The following is a 15049-nucleotide window of genomic DNA, read 5'->3' as shown; positions in this document are numbered from 1 at the left end:
CCTCATGCGCATTAACCAGTAATGTGAGGGACCGCGGGCGACGGGTCAAGGGTTTGCGCCGAGGAAAAGTGCCGCGGGGGCGGCGGGAGGTTCTCCCGCCGCCCCCGCGGCGCCGGGTCAGATGCCGAACGGTGCCGCGTACCGCACGGTGCCGGCGGGCAGCGGGTGGGCGGCGTCCAGGGTGAGGGCCATCAGGGCCTCGTCCGGGACGTCGACGGTGAGCCCGATGCCGTGGGCGGAGGCCCGGGTGAAGCCGAAGCGCGGGTAGTACCGGGGGTGTCCGAGGACCACCACGTGGTGCTCGCCGAGGCGCTCGGCGGCGAGGAGCGCGGCCCGGACGGCGGCCGTGCCCGCGCCCGTGTTCTGGTGCTCGGGGCGGACGGCGACGGGTGCCAGGCACAGCGCGGGGGCGTCCCCGATGTGGCAGCGGGTCAGCAGCGCGTGCCCGACCGGACGGTCGGCGTCGTCCACGGCGACGAGGGACAGGCCCTCGATCCACGCCCCGGGGTCGGCACGCAGCGCGTCGACGAGGTCGGCCTCCTCCGGCGTGGGGAAGGCGGCGCGGACGAGGTCACGGACGGCGGGGACGTCCGCGCGGGTCTCGGCGCGGGTGGCCCAGGAAGGAGAGGCGGAAGGAGAAGCGGAACGAGAAGAAGACATGGCGGAACAGGAGTCCTTTTCCGGTGTGCGTGCGTGGGACGGCGGGGTCAGGCCGCCGCTCGGGACGCGAGGGAGACCGCGAGGCGGATCCGGGCGCCGCGAAGGGCGGCGTCGAGCACGGTCATCGACCTCACCTCCCTGACCTCCCGCTCCAGTGGAGCCCCAACGAACGCGAACGGTGGCCACTGTACCGGCAGAAGCGGGCCCGGCGGCTGGATTACGGCTGTTACGCTGGTGAAGACGTTGATCGTGCAGCGAGGAGTCGCGGACATGGTGGGTGACGACGACATCTCCGGGTGAGACCCGGTTCCGGCAGGCCGCAGCGGGCGTTTTCGAGCGCCGTCGCAGTGGCCCCGTCGTCGTTCCCTTCTTCCTGTCCTCCCCTCCCGGGCGGAGCCCTGTCGCCCGCCCCTGACCGCCACGAGGTCGTCTCCATGTCCGACGCCGTCCTTCGCTGTTCCCACCTGTCCTTCTCCTGGCCCGACGACACCCCCGTCTTCGAGGACCTCTCGTTCACCGTGGGCCCGGGCCGTACGGGTCTCGTCGCCCCCAACGGGGCCGGCAAGTCCACCCTGCTCAAGCTGATCGCCGGGGAGCTGCGGCCCACCGCGGGCTCCGTGACGGTCTCCGGCGTCCTCGGCCACCTGCCGCAGTCGCTCCCCCTGACGGGCGGCCTCACCGTGGCCGAGGTCCTCGGTGTCGACTCCGTGATCCGGGCCATCGACGCGGTCGAGTCCGGGGACGTGGCCGAGGAGCACTTCGCGGCCATCGGCGACGACTGGGACATCGAGGAGCGCACCCGCGCCCAGCTCGACCGCCTGGGCCTGGGCGGCCTCGCCCTGGACCGGCGGCTGGGCACGCTCAGCGGCGGTCAGGTCGTCTCCCTCGGGCTCGCCGCCCAACTGCTGAAGCGGCCCGACGTGCTCCTGCTCGACGAGCCCACCAACAACCTCGACACGGACGCCCGGAGCAGACTCCACGACGTGCTCACCGACTACCACGGCTGCCTGCTGCTGGTCAGCCACGACCGGGAGCTGCTCGACCGCATGGAGCGCATCGCCGAACTGGACCGCGGCGAACTGCGCCTGTACGGCGGGAACTTCACCGCCTACGAGGAGGCCGTCCGCGCCGAGCAGGAGGTCGCCGAGAAGAACGTCCGCAACGCCGAGCAGGAGCTGAAGCGGGAGAAGCGGGAGATGCAGCAGGCCCGCGAGCGCGCCGACCGCCGGGCGAGCAACGCCGCCCGCAACCTCAAGAACGCCGGGCTCCCCCGCATCTTCGCGGGCACCATGAAGCGCGGGGCGCAGGAGTCCGCGGGCCGGGCGGGCCAGACCCACGCCGGCCGGGTCGGCGAGGCGAAGGCGCGGCTGGACGAGGCGGAGCGGTCGCTGCGCGAGGAACAGCGCATCACGCTGGACCTGCCGGAGACCGACGTCCCCGCGGGACGCACCCTCTTCCACGGCCGGGGCCTGCGGATCCGGCTCGGCGGGAAGGACGTGTTCACGGGCGAAGGCGCCGACCTGACCGTCCGGGGACCCGAGCGGATCGCGCTGACCGGGGCCAACGGCGCGGGCAAGAGCACGCTGCTGCGCCTGCTCAACGGCGACCTGGACGCGGAGGGCGGCGACATCAGGCGCGCCGACGGACGGGTCGCCTACCTCTCCCAGCGGCTCGACCTGCTGGACGAGGAGCGCACCGTCGCCGAGAACTTCGCCGCCTACGCCCCGCACCGGCCGGAGGCGGAGCGGATGAACCTCCTCGCCCGCTTCCTCTTCCGGGGTGCCCGCGCCCATCTGCCCGTCGGCGTGCTCTCCGGCGGCGAGCGGCTGCGGGCCACGCTGGCCTGCGTCCTGTGCGCCGAACCGGCCCCGCACCTGTTGCTCCTGGACGAGCCGACGAACAACCTCGACCTCGTCGGCGTGGGCCAGTTGGAGAGCGCCCTGAACTCCTACCGGGGAGCGTTCGTGGTCGTCAGCCACGACCGGCGGTTCCTGCGCGAGATCGGCGTCGGCCGCTGGCTGCGGCTGGCCGACGGCGGGCTGGCGGAGACCGGGGCGCCCGAGGCGTGAGCCGCCGGCGGGAGCCGGGCGGGGCGGGTCGGTCGTGGCGCCGGTCGCCGTGGTGTCCGTTTGCGGCCGGAGGGTGCCGGGCGCAGGCTGCCGGGGTGGCCACTTTGCTGATCGTGCATCACACGCCGTCGCCGAACTGCCAGGCGATGCTGGAGTCCGTCGTGTCCGGGGCGAGCGCGCCCGAGATCGAAGGGGTACGGGTCGTCCGGCGGGCGGCCCTGGCGGCGACGGCCGTCGACGTGCTGGAGGCGGACGGCTTCCTGCTGGGCACCCCGGCCAACCTGGGCTACATGTCGGGGGCGCTCAAGCACTTCTTCGACCAGGTCTACTACCCCTGCCTGGACGAGACGCGCGGTCGCCCCTTCGGCTACTGGGTGCACGGGGGCAGCGACACCACGGGGGCGGTGCGCGGCATCGAGTCGGTGACGACCGGCCTCGGCTGGCGGCGGGCCGCGCCCGCGGTGAGCGTGGCCGGTGAACCCGGCAAGGCCGACCTGGACGCCTGCTGGGAGCTGGGTGCCACGCTCGCCGCCGGTCTGACGGACGGCTGAACCCGCCCGGCAACCGACGACGACGCCGTTGCGGATGCCACGCCCTTGAGCCAGTGGGGGCCGAGTGCCGGACCCCGCGACGCGGGCAGGGCCCGATCGGCACCCCTAACCCGGACGTGTGCCCAGGAAGCGGACGTGCGGGCGGTCGGCCGGGCCGGGGCGGGTGATCTCGGCGTCGACCCGGTAGACCTTCGCGACCAGGTCCGCCGTCAGCACCTCGGCCGGCTCGCCGTGGGCGACGACGCCGCCCTCGGAGAGGACGACTAGGTGGTCGCAGTACATGGCGGCGAGGTTGAGGTCGTGCAGGGCGACCACGCTGGTGACGGGCAGGGCGGCGACCAGGGCCAGCACGTCCAGTTGGTGCTGGACGTCGAGGTGGTTGGTCGGTTCGTCGAGCAGGAGTTCGCGGGGCCGCTGGGCGAGGGCACGGGCGATCTGCACGCGCTGGCGTTCGCCGCCGGAGAGCGTGTGCCACAGGCGGTCGGCCTGGCGCGTCAGACCGGTGCGGTCCAGGGCGTCCGCCACCGCCTCCTCGTCGGCCGCCGACGCCGGCGTCCAGGCGCGGCGGTGCGGGATGCGGCCGAGCCGGACGACGTCCCCGACCGTCAGCTCCACCTGGGTGTCCGTGTGCTGCTCCACGACGGCCACGCGCCGGGCGACCTCGCGGCGGCCCACCCGGTCCAGGGAGCGTCCGTCGAGGGTGACGAGGCCGGCGGTCGGGGCCAGGACGCCGGCGAGCAGGCGCAAGAGGGTGGACTTGCCGGAGCCGTTGGGGCCGAGCAGCCCCGTCATGGCGCCGGTGCGCGGGCTCAGGTCGACCCCGTCGAGGATCAGCCGGCCTCCGGTGGTGCGGGAGACCCGCTCGGCCCTCAGCGTCACCGTGCCCTCCGGGTGCGGTGGAGCACGAGCACGAAGGCGGGCACACCGATCAGTGAGGTCACCACGCCCACCGGGACCTCCTGGGGTTCGAGGACGGTACGGGCCAGGGTGTCGGCCCACACCAGGAACACGGCACCGGCGAGCGCGCAGACCGGCAGCAGCCGTGCGTGTCCGGGACCGGTGAGCGCCCGGACCGCGTGCGGCAGCACCAGCCCGACGAAGCCGATGGCGCCGGCCGAGGCGACCAGGGCGGCGGTGAGCAGGGCGGTGGCGCACAGCAGCACCAGCCGCGTACGGGCCACGTGGACGCCGAGCGCGGCCGCGGCGTCCTGGCCGAAGGCGAAGGCGTCCAGGGTCCTGGCGTGCCCGAGGCACACGGCGAGGACCAGGACCAGGACCGCGGCGGTGGTCCGCACGTCGCTCCAGCCGGCGCCGCCGAGCGAGCCGAGCAGCCAGAACAGCACGCCGCGGGTGGTCTCGGCGTCGGCGGCGGTCATGACCACGAAGGAGGTGAGCGCGGAGAACAGCTGCATCGCCGCCACGCCCGCGAGGACCACCCGGTCCGTGGTGCCGCCGAGGCTGTGGCTGAGCAGCAGCACCAGCGCGAAGGAGCAGACCGCGCCGACGAACGCCCCGCCCGGGACCGACAGGGCGCCGCCTCCCACGCCGAGCACGACGACCAGGACGGCGCCGGTCGAGGCGCCGGAGGAGACGCCGAGGACGAAGGGGTCGGCGAGCGGATTGCGCAGCAGGGACTGGAGCACGGCCCCGCACACGGCGAGCCCGGCGCCGCACACCGCGGCCAGCAGGGTGCGGGGCAGCCGCAGGTCCCAGACGATGCCGTCGCGGATCGGGGACACCGCCCCGGCGGTGGTGCCGGCGCCGAGGTGGGCGGCGATCACTGACCACACGTCGGCGACGCCGATGTCCGCCGGGCCGACGGTGACGGCGACGGCGACGGATGCGCACAGGGCGACGGTCCCGGCCGCCGCCCACACGAGGGGGGCGTGCCGCGGCGCGCGTATGCCGGGGGCGGCGGACGTCCGGCCGGCGGACGTCACCTGGCGAGCCCGAACTCGCGGAGCGCCGCCGCCACTTGTTCCACGCCCTCGACGGTGCGGATGGTGGGGTTCATGGCCTGCCCGCTGAGCAGCACGTAGCGCTTCTCGCGGACGGCGGTCATGTTCCTGGTCACGGGGTCGGACTCCAGGAACTCGATCTTCTTCGCGGCCGTTTCGGCGGTCTGCGAGTCGCGGGTGAGGTCGCCGAGGACCAGGACGTCGGGGTCCCGGTCGGCGACGGTCTCCCAGCCGGCCTGCGGCCACTCCTCGTGGGTGTCGTCCATGGCGTTGTGCGCGCCGACGGCCCGGGTGATGACGCCGGGGGCGCCGCAGCAGCCCGCCAGGTAGGGCGAGGCGGAGTTGGCGAACCAGTACATGAGGGTGACGCCGGAGGCGTCGATGCCGGACGTCGCCCTGTCGACGCGTGCCTTGAGGTCGTCGACGAGCTTCTCGCCGCGCTGCTCGACGCCGAAGAGGCGGGCCAGGTCGCGGACTTCGCCGTAGACGGTGTCCATCGTCAGGGTCTTGTCCCGGACGCCGTCGCCGTCGCCGCTGTTGTCCTTGCCGGCGCAGTCGGACGGCGAGAGGTAGGCCGGCACGCCGAGCCGGGTGAACTGTTCGCGGGTGGCCACCCCTCCGGTGCCGAGCGTGGAGGCGAAGGAGGCGGCGACGAAGTCGGGTTCCGCGTCGAGGACCGTCTCGAAGGACGGGGTGTCGTCGGCGAGCCGGGGGACGCCCGCGTTCGCCTTCTCCAGTCCCTTCATGACCGGGTCGGTCCAGGTGGCGGTGCCCGCCATGCGGTCGGCGAGGCCGAGGGAGAGCAGGATCTCCGTGGTGCCCTGGTTGAGGGAGACCGCCCGCCGCGGCGGTGCGGTGACCCGGACCTCGTGCCCGCAGTCACGGACGGTGCGCGGGTAGCCGGGCGCGCCGGACCGCGCGGCCGGGTCGTCGGGCGCACCGGAACCGCAGCCTGAGGCCAGCAGGGCGCCGGACAGGAGCAGTACGGGACCGCGGAGGCGGCGGGGAAGGAGAGGGCGCCGGAGGCCGGCGGGACCTGCTGCGGACAAGGTGATCCTCTGGCGTCGAGGGCTCATGCGCGGAGCCCGTCCGTACGATGCGGCCCGCGCCGCACGCGGCACGGGTGCCAGCAGGTCTTCGGACTCGGGTTCGACCGGACGGAACGCCTTCCCGGACGGCGTACGCCGCCCAGTGGCCCGTGTTCCGCCCGTCCCCCTCACCGCTGCGCGTCAGTTCCGGATTCGCACCGGATTCCCTGACCCACCAGGTGGGTTCGACTGGCTTGCGCAAGCTACCACAGGGGCACCGCACCGCCGTGCCCCGGTTCTCCGGCCGGCGGACGGTGCCGACGGCGCGGGCGGGGCCGTCCGGGCGTTCAGAACGGCGTCGCGGTCCGCAGGATGAGGAACATCGTGACGGCGGCGTTGGCGGACGACATCGCCGAGACGGCGGTGCCGGCGGCCGCCGCCCACGCCGCCAGGCCCGCCGAGGTGGACACCGGGGGCCAGGGGCGGACGGCGGGGGCGGGGCCCAGCAGGGCTGCCACCCGGCGGGGCACCGGGCCGGGCGCCGCGAGACCGGCGAGGGTGGCGACGGGGGTGCCGCGGGAGACGAGGGCCGCCTTCCCGATCGCGGTCGCCACCGCACGGCGGTCGCCGACCGCCCGCGCGGCCGCCTCGTCCGCCCACCGCTCCGTCGTGTAGGCGACGGCCGTGCGCAGGGGGCGCAGGAACGGGTTGGCCAGCGCGGCGAGCCGGACGGCGAGCAGGAAGCGGTGGTGCCGGGCGGCGAGATGGGCGCGCTCGTGGGCGAACAGCGCGCGCCGTTCACCCGGTTCGAGGCAGTCGAGCAGGGCCGTGCTCACCACCACGCGGTCCCGGCGTCCGCCGGGCAGCGCGTAGGCGTAGGGCACGTCGTCCGGCAGTACGGCCACCCCGGTGCCCGGCATTCCGGCCAGTGCGCGGTGGGCGCGGCGGCGCACCCTGCCGTGTCGCCACAGGGCCCGCGCCGAGGCCGCGACGACGGCGCACAGGGCGGGGATCGCCGCCTTGCCGACGACTTCGTCGTAGGGCACCGCCGCCCGCACCTCGGGGTCGGACCAGGCATCCGGCAGCGGGTTGCCCGGCAGTTGGGCGGTGCCGACCACCATCACCAGGGCCAGGCACAGGGTGCTGCACAGGGCCATCACGGCGGCGACGGCGCTGAGCAGCCTGGTCGCGGTCCGCGGGTGCAGGTGCTGCTCGGCCAGCCTGGCGATCGGCCACGCCGTCAGCGGCAGGACCAGGGGCAGGAAGACGAAGACCCCCATCCGGTGTCAGCCGTCCTCCGCGGCACGGGCGTGCCCCAGCAGTTCGCGCAGCAGCCGCTCGTCGTCCGGGTCGAGGCCCGTGACGAAGCTGGCCAGCACCGCTTCGCGGTCGCTCTCCGCGTCCAGGACCTTGCGCATCTTGCGCGCGGCCAGTCCCGCCTGGTCAGAGGCGGGCGTCCAGGCGAAGGAGCGGCCCGCGCGCTCGCGGCTGACGGCGCCCTTCTCCAGGAGCCGGGTCAGGATCGTGATCACGGTGGTGTAGGCGAGGTCGTCGCCGAGGCGTTCCTGCACCCAGCCGGCCGTCGCGGGCCCGTCCGCCCCGCGCAGCGCGGACAGCACCAGCGCCTCGAGTTCGCCCTGCCCCCGCCGCCGCGGACGCCGGTCATCCGTCACGGCCCGCCCTCCTTCCGCCTGCCGGTCGTCGTCTTCCCGGGCGCCATCGTATAGAAGGCTTACTTCTACAGTGTTGTAGATTGACGGCAGGTACGGAACGCAGCGAACGCGACGAAGGAGAACACAGTGGGAGTTTCCCTGGCCAAGGGCGGCAACGTCTCGCTCAGCAAGGAGGCGCCCGGCCTGACCGCCGTCCTGGTCGGTCTGGGCTGGGACGTGCGCACCACGACCGGCACCGACTACGACCTGGACGCCTCCGCGCTGCTCCTGGACGCGTCGGGCAAGGTGCTCTCGGACCGGCACTTCGTCTTCTACAACAACCTCACCAGCCCCGACGGCTCGGTCGAGCACACCGGTGACAACCTCACCGGCGAGGGCGAGGGCGACGACGAGGCGGTCAAGGTGAACCTGGCCGCGGTCCCGGGCGAGGTGGACCGCATCGTCTTCCCAGTCTCCATCCACGACGCGGAGAACCGGGGCCAGAGCTTCGGCCAGGTCCGCAACGCCTTCATCCGGGTCGTCAACCAGGCGAACGACCAGGAACTCGCCCGCTACGACCTGTCCGAGGACGCCTCGACCGAGACCGCGATGGTCTTCGGCGAGCTGTACCGGCACGGCGCCGAGTGGAAGTTCCGGGCGGTCGGGCAGGGCTACGCCTCGGGGCTCGCGGGCATCGCCGCGGACTTCGGCGTCAACGTCTGATCCGGACCCCAACGGACCCCAACGGACCCCGCCGGACGCACCGCGCCCGGCGGGGGCGGGGGGAGGGGGTCGAAGCCCCTGCTTGGCGACGTAGACCAGGACGTAGTCGGCGCCGTGGCCGGCCCGGGCGTGGAGCTTGACCGTGAAGCCGTCGGTGACGTCCGTGGTCTGCCAGGGACCCACGGCACTGCGCCCCGTCCCCGGCTCCATGCGGAACCGGTGGCGGGGCGGAACCGGTGGCGGGGCGGAACCCGCGGCGGGGCGCTCAGCCGCCTTCGGGGGTTCAGGTCTCCTCACCTCACGGGCGCAGGACCAGCCGGATGGGGTCGCCCTCCTTCTTCTCCAGCCGGGCGACCGCCTCGGCCGCCTCGGCGAGCGGCAGCACCCCGCTGACGGAGCCGGAGAAGTCCAGCCGCCCGCCCTGGATCAGCCGCAGGAGCTGCGGCAGGGCCACCGGCATGTCGGAGCCGTAGTGGCCGACGATGCGCTGCTGGAGGTAGCTGAAGCGGGTCCCGTCCGTGACGGTGAGCGGCTTGTCGGTCAGGCCCACCAGGACCAGCCGCCCCTTGGGCGCGAGGACGGAGACCGCCTGCTCCCGCACGGGCGGCACACCCGCGAAGTCGAAGGCTGCGGCGAGCCCCGCGCCACCGGTCGCCGCACCCACCGCGTCGCGCAGGCCGGGGTCGGCGGAGTCCAGGGCGAGGTCGGCACCCGCGGCCAGGGCGCGCTCGCGGGCCACCGGGTTCGGGTCGACGGCGACGACCGGGCAGGCGCCGATCGCCCGGAGCAGCTGCACGGCATGGACGCCGAGGCCGCCGACGCCCCACACGCCGACCGCCTCGCCGGGCCGGACCTGGCCGGTCTCGGTGATCGCGCCCCACGGGGTGGACACGGCGTCCGGGATGATCGCGCCCTGCTCGAAGGGGATGGCGTCGGGCAGCGGCGTCATGGCGTCGGCGGCGGAGAGGGCGTACTCGGCCCAGCCGCCGTCGTAGTCGACGCCACGGGTGTAGGTGACGCCGTCCCTCGCCTCACCGGCGTGCAGCACGACCCGCTGCCCGGGCGACCACGCGGTGACGCCCGCCCCGGTCTCGGCGACCGTGCCGGAGACCTCGTGGCCGAGGGTGACCGTGTCGCCCTGGAGGAGCAGCGGGGAGAGGGTGCCGTCGATGAGGTGCACGTCGGACAGGCACACCCCGGCCGCCTCGACCTTGACCAGCACCTCCCCCGGGCCGGGCTGCGGGCGGGGCACCTCTTCGAGTCGCAGGGTGCGGCTCGGGACGTGCAGGCGGGCGGCGAGCATCTGCGCCATGACAGGACCTCCTCGGTGCGGCGACCCCGGACGGCCCCCAGCGGTCCATCGCAGGTCGACTTGCGTTAACCGTACACCCAACGCAGGACGGCTTGCTTTAGGCTGGTCCGATGAGCTCACCGGAACCCGTCGCCCCGCCCTTGCGCCGCCGCGGGGAGCGGATGCGGCGGGCGGTGCTGGCCGCCGCCGTGGACCTGCTGTCGAGCCAGGGGCTGGCCGGTGCGACGGTCGGCGCCGTGGCCCGCGCGGCCGGGGTCCACGAGACCTCCGTCTACCGGCGGTGGGGCACGCGCGAGAACCTGATCCTGGACGCGCTGACCACGGAGCTGGACGCCGCGCTGCCGGTCCCGGACACCGGCCGGGTCCGCGAGGACCTGCTGGCGTTCTTCTCCGCACTGGCCCGGCTGCTCGCCACCCCGCAGGGCCGGGCGCTGCTGCGGCTGAGCGTCGAGCACGACGACACCCTGGAGGACCGCCGCGGGCCCTACTGGAGCGAGCGTCTCGACCGCGCCGTGGTGATGGTCCGGCGGGGCGTCGAACGGGGCGAACTGGCCGCGGACGCCGATCCCGGGCTGCTGATCGAGGCGGTGAGCGGTCCGCTGTTCGTGCGGGTGCTGCTCAGCGGGGCGCCGCTGGACGACGCGCTCGTGGCGGGGCTGGTGGACCTGGCCCTGGACGGCGCCCGTCCGCGGTGAGCGCACACGCCGGTGCCCGGCCCGGCCGGCGTGCGACGTCGTCGTGAAGGGCCGGGGCGGACCGGCCCCGGGGGCGTCCGGACGGCGGGGGCCAAGGCGGCCACCTGTGTGCTCCGTGCGGCGTGTCGCCCGTAGGGCCCCTTGTCGGGGGCTCGTTGCCGGTGGAACGATGCCGGGACACCGGCCCACCGCACCGAAGGGGACGCCGTGACCGACGACCGGGACCGCCCGCGGGCCGCCGCCGCGTTCGACGCGCTGGGCGCCGAGTACGAGAAGGCGTTCGCCGGGTCGAGGACGCACCGTCGCTCGCTGGAGTGGCTGCTGGCGCGCCTCGCGCCGGGCAGCCGGGTGCTGGACGTGGGCAGCGGCACGGGCCGTCCCACCGCCGAGACCCTCGCGAACGCCGGGCACACGGTGCTGGGCATCGACGTCTCGCCGGTCATGGTGGAGCTGGCCGCACGGCAGGTGCCGGCCGCCACCTTCCAGTGCGCCGACATCCGTGACGTACCGCTCGCGGAGGGCTCGTTCGACGCGGTCTGCGTGTACTTCTCGCTGCTCCAACTGGACCGGCGGGAGCAGAAGGACCTCGTCCGGCACCTGGCGCGGCTGGTGCGGCCGGAGGGGTACCTGGTGCTGGCCACCGTGCCGCTGGACGTGGACGGCGTCGACGCCGCCTTCATGGGCCAGCCGGTGCGCGTGACCAGCTTCCCCGCGCAGGACCTCGTCGCCCTCACCGAGGAGGCGGGCCTGGAGGTGCTGGCGCAGGAGGCGTCGATGTTCACCCCGGCCCACCCGGACGCCCGGCCGGAGCCGCACCTCTTCCTGCACTGCCGGCGCCCGGAGCAGCCCCGGATGGGGTAACTGCGCACGCGCGGACCGGCGTCCGCGGTCAGAGTGGGCAGCATGACAGAACCTGCCGGGCGACGGCGCCGCACCACTTCCACGGCTTCCACGGCCACGCGCGAGCGTGGCGTGCGCGACGCCCGTGACGCCGCCCGGCACGCCGCCGACGCCCTGTCGGAGCTGATCCGGCACCACCTCGAAGGGGTCTCCGCGGTGTGCCGGGGCGAGGACGGCGGCTGGGTCGTCAACGTGGACGTGCTGGAGGTGGCGCGGATCCCCGACACCACCAGCCTGCTCGCCACCTACGAGGTCGAACTGGACCCGGCGGGCGAGCTGGTCCAGTACCGCAGGATCGCGCGCTACCGGCGCGGTGCCCAGGACCAGTGAGCGGACCGTGAGGACCGCACCCGGAAGGACCACCGCATGATCACCTACGACGACGAGGTCGTCTGCGCGCCCCGCGCCGGAACCCTCTACGACGTCCTCGAACTCATCCTCGACCGCGGCATGGTCATCGACGTCTTCGTGCGCGTCTCCCTGGTCGGCATCGAGATCCTCAAGGTGGACGCGCGCATCGTCGTGGCGAGCGTGGACACCTACCTGCGCTTCGCCGAGGCCTGCAACCGCCTGGACCTGGAGCACGACGTGCGCTCCAAGACCGTGCCCGAGATGTTCGGCAGCCCGGTCGCCAAGACCGTGGGCAGGGCCGGCGCCAGGAGGACCGCGCGCTCCCTGACCGACAAGGTGCGCGACGTCCTCACGCCCGAGCCCGAGCACGAACCGGCGGAGGAGACGGAGGAGACGGAGACCCGTCCCCGTGGACGTGCGGAGCGGCCCCGCGGCCGGCCCGCCGCACGCCGCCGCGACGAGGACGACCGGCCCCGTTCCCGCCCCCGCCGGCGCACCGAGACGGAGGACGAATGACCGCGCCCGCCACCACCTCCCCCGAAGCCGCCCCCGAAACCGCCCCCACGACGGCTCCCGAGACGGCGGCGGCACCCAAGGCCCTCTACGTCTACGGCATCGCCCCCGCCGGGATTCGCACCCCCCGGGCCCCGGGCGTCGACGGCGCCGCCGTGCGGCTGCTGACCGGCTCCGGGCTGTGCGCCGCGGTGTCGGCCGCGCCCCGGCGGCTCCGGCCCCGGCGCCGTGATCTGCTGGCCCACCAGGCCGTCCTGGACGAACTGGCGGCGCAGGGACCGGTGCTGCCCATGCGGTTCGCGGTGCTCAGCCCCCGCACCGACACCCTGCTCGCCCAACTGCGCTCCGACGCGGCCCACTTGTCACGGCAGCTCGACGGCGTACGCGGCTGCGTGGAGCTCAACGTCAAGGGAACGGCGGTGCCCGGCCACTTCGCCGATCTGGTGCGCCGGGACGACAGACTGCGGACCCTGGCCCTGCGGACCCGGCGCCGGCCGGACTACGAGGCCAACGTCCGGCTGGGCGAGGCGATCGCGCTCGGGGTGCGCCGCGAGGCACGGCGCGCGGCCCGGGAGGTCGTCGACCGGCTGGCCCCGCTCGCCGAGCGGACGGTCCAGGGCACGACCGACGACGAGCAGGTGCTCAGCGCGTCGTTCCTGGTGCGTTCGGAGGACGAAGGGCGGTTCAGGGAGGCGGTGGCCGAGCGGGCCAGGGCCTGCGGCGACCGGCTGGCCCTCAGTGTGACCGGGCCCCTGCCCTGCTACAGCTTCGTCGACCCCCGCCCCGCGTCACCGGCCGGGCGGTGACCCCGTGGGCCTCGTGAGCGGTCTGCTCCTGCTGCCCCTCGCGCCGGTGCGCGGCACGGCGTGGATCGCCGACCACCTGCTCCAGGAGGCCCGGCGCCAGGCCCACGACCCACGCGCCGTACAGGCGCGGCTGGCCGCACTCAACCGGGCCCTGGACGAGGGCACCGTCGACGAGGCGGCCTTCGAACGGGAGGAGGAGCGGCTGCTCACCCTCCTGGAACGCCGGTCCCGGACCAACGGCCCTACGACCACCACGAACCCAGCACGGAGACGACACGTATGAACGAGAACAGGACGGCCATGGCGGCGGCCGTGGCGGGCGGATATCTCCTGGGGCGCACCAAGAAGGCCAAACTCGCCTTCGCGGTCGGCTCCTACCTGGTGGGCAAACGCGTCGGCCTCTCCCCCGGGCAACTCCTCGGGCAGGGGCTGGGCGGCCTGCAGCGGGCGCCGCAGTTCCAGGAGTTGACCGAGCAGGTCCGGGGCGAGTTGCTGACCGCCGGACGGGCGGCCGTCACCGCCGCCGCGAACCGCCGCCTCACCGGCCTCGCGGACACCCTCCGGGACCGTACCGAGGCCCTCACCGGCGAGGCCCTCACCGGCGAGGGCGGCCGCGACGACGGCCGGGGCGACCGTGGCCGTGACCGCGACCGCGGAGGCGACCGGTACGAGGACGCCCCGGACGAGGATGCCTACTTCGACGAGGAGGACCGGGAGGAGGACCGGCGGCCCGCGCCGGCACCGCCCCGGAAGCCGGCCAGGAAGGCTCCGCCGCGCAAGGCCGCGCCGCCCGCGAAGAAGGCCGCGAGGAAGACGGCCGCCAAGAAGACCGCACCGGCCAAGCGACAGGCCGGCCCGGGTGCCGGACGTGGAGGTGGGCGCGCATGACCCCCGACCGGAAGGACGACGGCGGGCCGTCCCCGCTCGGCGACCTCAAGGACGCCCTGGGCGGCTACCTCTCCGCGGCAGGACACGGCCTGGTCGGCAAGGCGGGGCAGCGGGTCGGGTCCCTCACCGACCGCCTGACCGACTCGGTCGGCGGGGGCGGCTCCGAGAACGGCGGCGGAGGCGGTTCCCAAGGCGGCGGAGGCGGTTCCAAAGGCGGCGGGGGCGGTTCCGGGACCGCCGGCGGCAGCGTCAAGGCGACGCACATCATGGAGAGCGTCGACATCGGCGTTCCCCTGCGCACCGTCTACGACCAGTGGACGCAGCTCCAGGACTTCAGCGGCTTCACCAAGGGCGTCCAGAGCGTCAGCCCCCACGACGAGGTGACCTCGGACTGGACCGCCAAGATCGCCTTCTCGACCCGCGGCTGGAAGGCGACCGTCCAGGAACAGATCCCCGACGAGCGGATCGCCTGGACCTCGGAGGGCGCCAAGGGCAGCACCAACGGGGTGGTCACCTTCCACGAACTGGCGCCCCGGCTGACCCGGGTCGTCGTGGTCGTCGAGTACTACCCGTCGGGCTTCTTCGAGAAGACGGGCAACCTCTGGCGCGCCCAGGGGCGTCGGCTGCGGCTGGACCTGAAGCACTTCGCGCGGCACGTGACGCTGACGAACGGCGAGGACCTCGAGGGCTGGCGCGGCGAGATCCGCGACGGCGAGGTCGTCAAGAGCCACGAGGAAGCGCTGGAGGAGGAGAACGCCGGGGAACCCGACGAGTCCGAGTCCGACGAGTACGAGGACGGCGACGAAGGCGACGGCGAGGACGAGTACGAGGACGAGGACGACGAGGAAGGTGAGTACGACGAGGAGGAGGAGCCGTATGCGGACGAGGACGACGACCAGGACGACCGACGTGCCCGCCCCCGTCGCTGACCAGGCCGCCGCCG

Annotated in this window: 18 protein-coding genes and 1 riboswitch; of the genes, 11 read left to right on the top strand and 7 right to left on the bottom strand. The window is 74.4% G+C overall.

Going from position 1 to position 15049, the window contains the following annotated elements:
* Positions 1-117 precede the first annotated feature (117 nt).
* Positions 118-660, bottom strand: coding sequence for a GNAT family N-acetyltransferase (locus tag Sdi02f_RS04975; RefSeq protein ID WP_053663114.1), 543 nt, complete (start codon positions 658-660; stop codon positions 118-120).
* A 434-nt stretch (positions 661-1094) separates the two neighbouring features.
* Between Sdi02f_RS04975 and abc-f the strand changes: the two genes are divergently transcribed.
* Entirely contained in the window at positions 1095-2729 is a 1635-nt protein-coding gene (gene abc-f / locus Sdi02f_RS04960) for a ribosomal protection-like ABC-F family protein (RefSeq protein ID WP_031084928.1), read from the top strand.
* A 95-nt stretch (positions 2730-2824) separates the two neighbouring features.
* Complete coding sequence (locus tag Sdi02f_RS04955; RefSeq protein WP_030403016.1) at positions 2825-3280, top strand: flavodoxin family protein; 456 nt, start codon at positions 2825-2827, stop codon at positions 3278-3280.
* Positions 3281-3385: 105 nt separating this feature from the next.
* On the opposite strand, the gene Sdi02f_RS04950 is transcribed toward Sdi02f_RS04955, so the two are convergent.
* The 5 genes from Sdi02f_RS04950 to Sdi02f_RS04930 form a co-directional block, all read right to left on the bottom strand.
* Complete coding sequence (locus Sdi02f_RS04950) at positions 3386-4159, bottom strand: ABC transporter ATP-binding protein (protein WP_053663118.1); 774 nt, start codon at positions 4157-4159, stop codon at positions 3386-3388.
* The gene (locus Sdi02f_RS04945; RefSeq protein WP_438363733.1) at positions 4156-5220 is read right to left on the bottom strand and encodes a FecCD family ABC transporter permease; all 1065 of its coding nucleotides are present in this window, start codon (positions 5218-5220) and stop codon (positions 4156-4158) included. The genes Sdi02f_RS04950 and Sdi02f_RS04945 overlap by 4 nt, the downstream gene beginning before the upstream one ends.
* On the bottom strand, positions 5217-6287 hold the full coding sequence (locus Sdi02f_RS04940) for an ABC transporter substrate-binding protein (protein ID WP_030403013.1): 1071 nt from the start codon (positions 6285-6287) through the stop codon (positions 5217-5219). Before Sdi02f_RS04940 ends, Sdi02f_RS04945 begins: the two co-directional genes overlap by 4 nt.
* Before the next feature lie 62 nt (positions 6288-6349).
* Positions 6350-6535: riboswitch (cobalamin riboswitch) on the bottom strand.
* A gap of 78 nt (positions 6536-6613) precedes the next feature.
* Positions 6614-7546 (bottom strand): M56 family metallopeptidase, encoded by a 933-nt coding sequence (locus tag Sdi02f_RS04935; protein ID WP_030403012.1) that lies wholly within the window; start codon positions 7544-7546, stop codon positions 6614-6616.
* A 6-nt stretch (positions 7547-7552) separates the two neighbouring features.
* A complete protein-coding gene (locus tag Sdi02f_RS04930) occupies positions 7553-7939 on the bottom strand; it encodes a BlaI/MecI/CopY family transcriptional regulator (RefSeq protein WP_030403011.1) in 387 nt (128 codons plus the stop codon).
* A 126-nt stretch (positions 7940-8065) separates the two neighbouring features.
* Between Sdi02f_RS04930 and Sdi02f_RS04925 the strand changes: the two genes are divergently transcribed.
* Positions 8066-8641: a TerD family protein gene (locus Sdi02f_RS04925; RefSeq protein WP_030403010.1), complete on the top strand. Its 576-nt coding sequence runs from the start codon at positions 8066-8068 to the stop codon at positions 8639-8641.
* Between the two features lie 298 nt (positions 8642-8939).
* On the opposite strand, the gene Sdi02f_RS04920 is transcribed toward Sdi02f_RS04925, so the two are convergent.
* Positions 8940-9953: a zinc-binding dehydrogenase gene (locus tag Sdi02f_RS04920; protein WP_108932742.1), complete on the bottom strand. Its 1014-nt coding sequence runs from the start codon at positions 9951-9953 to the stop codon at positions 8940-8942.
* A 110-nt stretch (positions 9954-10063) separates the two neighbouring features.
* On the opposite strand from Sdi02f_RS04920, the gene Sdi02f_RS04915 reads away from it, so the two are divergent.
* From Sdi02f_RS04915 to Sdi02f_RS04880, 8 genes are all read left to right on the top strand, one after another.
* Entirely contained in the window at positions 10064-10648 is a 585-nt protein-coding gene (locus tag Sdi02f_RS04915; protein WP_030403008.1) for a TetR/AcrR family transcriptional regulator, read from the top strand.
* Positions 10649-10855: 207 nt separating this feature from the next.
* Entirely contained in the window at positions 10856-11509 is a 654-nt protein-coding gene (locus Sdi02f_RS04910) for a class I SAM-dependent methyltransferase (protein ID WP_030403007.1), read from the top strand.
* 42 nt (positions 11510-11551) lie between these two features.
* Complete coding sequence (locus Sdi02f_RS04905) at positions 11552-11878, top strand: gas vesicle protein GvpO (protein WP_030403006.1); 327 nt, start codon at positions 11552-11554, stop codon at positions 11876-11878.
* Positions 11879-11914: 36 nt separating this feature from the next.
* The gene (locus Sdi02f_RS04900) at positions 11915-12415 is read left to right on the top strand and encodes a gas vesicle structural protein GvpA (protein WP_030403005.1); all 501 of its coding nucleotides are present in this window, start codon (positions 11915-11917) and stop codon (positions 12413-12415) included.
* Positions 12412-13218, top strand: coding sequence for a GvpL/GvpF family gas vesicle protein (locus tag Sdi02f_RS04895; RefSeq protein WP_031084920.1), 807 nt, complete (start codon positions 12412-12414; stop codon positions 13216-13218). Before Sdi02f_RS04900 ends, Sdi02f_RS04895 begins: the two co-directional genes overlap by 4 nt.
* Positions 13219-13222: 4 nt before the next feature.
* Positions 13223-13501: a gas vesicle protein GvpG gene (locus Sdi02f_RS04890; protein ID WP_030403003.1), complete on the top strand. Its 279-nt coding sequence runs from the start codon at positions 13223-13225 to the stop codon at positions 13499-13501.
* Positions 13498-14106 carry a hypothetical protein gene (locus tag Sdi02f_RS04885; RefSeq protein WP_108932741.1) on the top strand — a complete coding sequence of 203 codons (609 nt, stop codon included), beginning with the start codon at positions 13498-13500 and terminating at the stop codon, positions 14104-14106. Before Sdi02f_RS04890 ends, Sdi02f_RS04885 begins: the two co-directional genes overlap by 4 nt.
* Positions 14103-15035, top strand: a complete 933-nt coding sequence (locus tag Sdi02f_RS04880) for an SRPBCC family protein (protein ID WP_108932740.1) — start codon at positions 14103-14105, stop codon at positions 15033-15035. The genes Sdi02f_RS04885 and Sdi02f_RS04880 overlap by 4 nt, the downstream gene beginning before the upstream one ends.
* The last annotated feature ends 14 nt before the right edge of the window (positions 15036-15049 follow it).

It is taken from the genome of Streptomyces ardesiacus (assembly GCF_003112575.1).
GTDB lineage: Bacteria > Actinomycetota > Actinomycetes > Streptomycetales > Streptomycetaceae > Streptomyces > Streptomyces ardesiacus.
The sequence above is the reverse complement of the archived record's forward strand: the minus strand, read 5'-3'. Positions and strand labels throughout refer to the sequence as shown.

What these genes read in the sequence shown, in the direction of transcription:
- Sdi02f_RS04975 (WP_053663114.1), bottom strand. Translation starts at nt 660, where the DNA reads ATGTCTTCTTCTCGTTCCGCTTCTCCTTCCGCCTCTCCTTCCTGGGCC.
- abc-f (WP_031084928.1), top strand. Translation starts at nt 1,095, where the DNA reads ATGTCCGACGCCGTCCTTCGCTGTTCCCACCTGTCCTTCTCCTGGCCC.
- Sdi02f_RS04935 (WP_030403012.1), bottom strand. Translation starts at nt 7,546, where the DNA reads ATGGGGGTCTTCGTCTTCCTGCCCCTGGTCCTGCCGCTGACGGCGTGG.
- Sdi02f_RS04920 (WP_108932742.1), bottom strand. Translation starts at nt 9,953, where the DNA reads ATGGCGCAGATGCTCGCCGCCCGCCTGCACGTCCCGAGCCGCACCCTG.
- Sdi02f_RS04915 (WP_030403008.1), top strand. Translation starts at nt 10,064, where the DNA reads ATGAGCTCACCGGAACCCGTCGCCCCGCCCTTGCGCCGCCGCGGGGAG.
- Sdi02f_RS04905 (WP_030403006.1), top strand. Translation starts at nt 11,552, where the DNA reads ATGACAGAACCTGCCGGGCGACGGCGCCGCACCACTTCCACGGCTTCC.
- Sdi02f_RS04900 (WP_030403005.1), top strand. Translation starts at nt 11,915, where the DNA reads ATGATCACCTACGACGACGAGGTCGTCTGCGCGCCCCGCGCCGGAACC.
- Sdi02f_RS04895 (WP_031084920.1), top strand. Translation starts at nt 12,412, where the DNA reads ATGACCGCGCCCGCCACCACCTCCCCCGAAGCCGCCCCCGAAACCGCC.
- Sdi02f_RS04885 (WP_108932741.1), top strand. Translation starts at nt 13,498, where the DNA reads ATGAACGAGAACAGGACGGCCATGGCGGCGGCCGTGGCGGGCGGATAT.
- Sdi02f_RS04880 (WP_108932740.1), top strand. Translation starts at nt 14,103, where the DNA reads ATGACCCCCGACCGGAAGGACGACGGCGGGCCGTCCCCGCTCGGCGAC.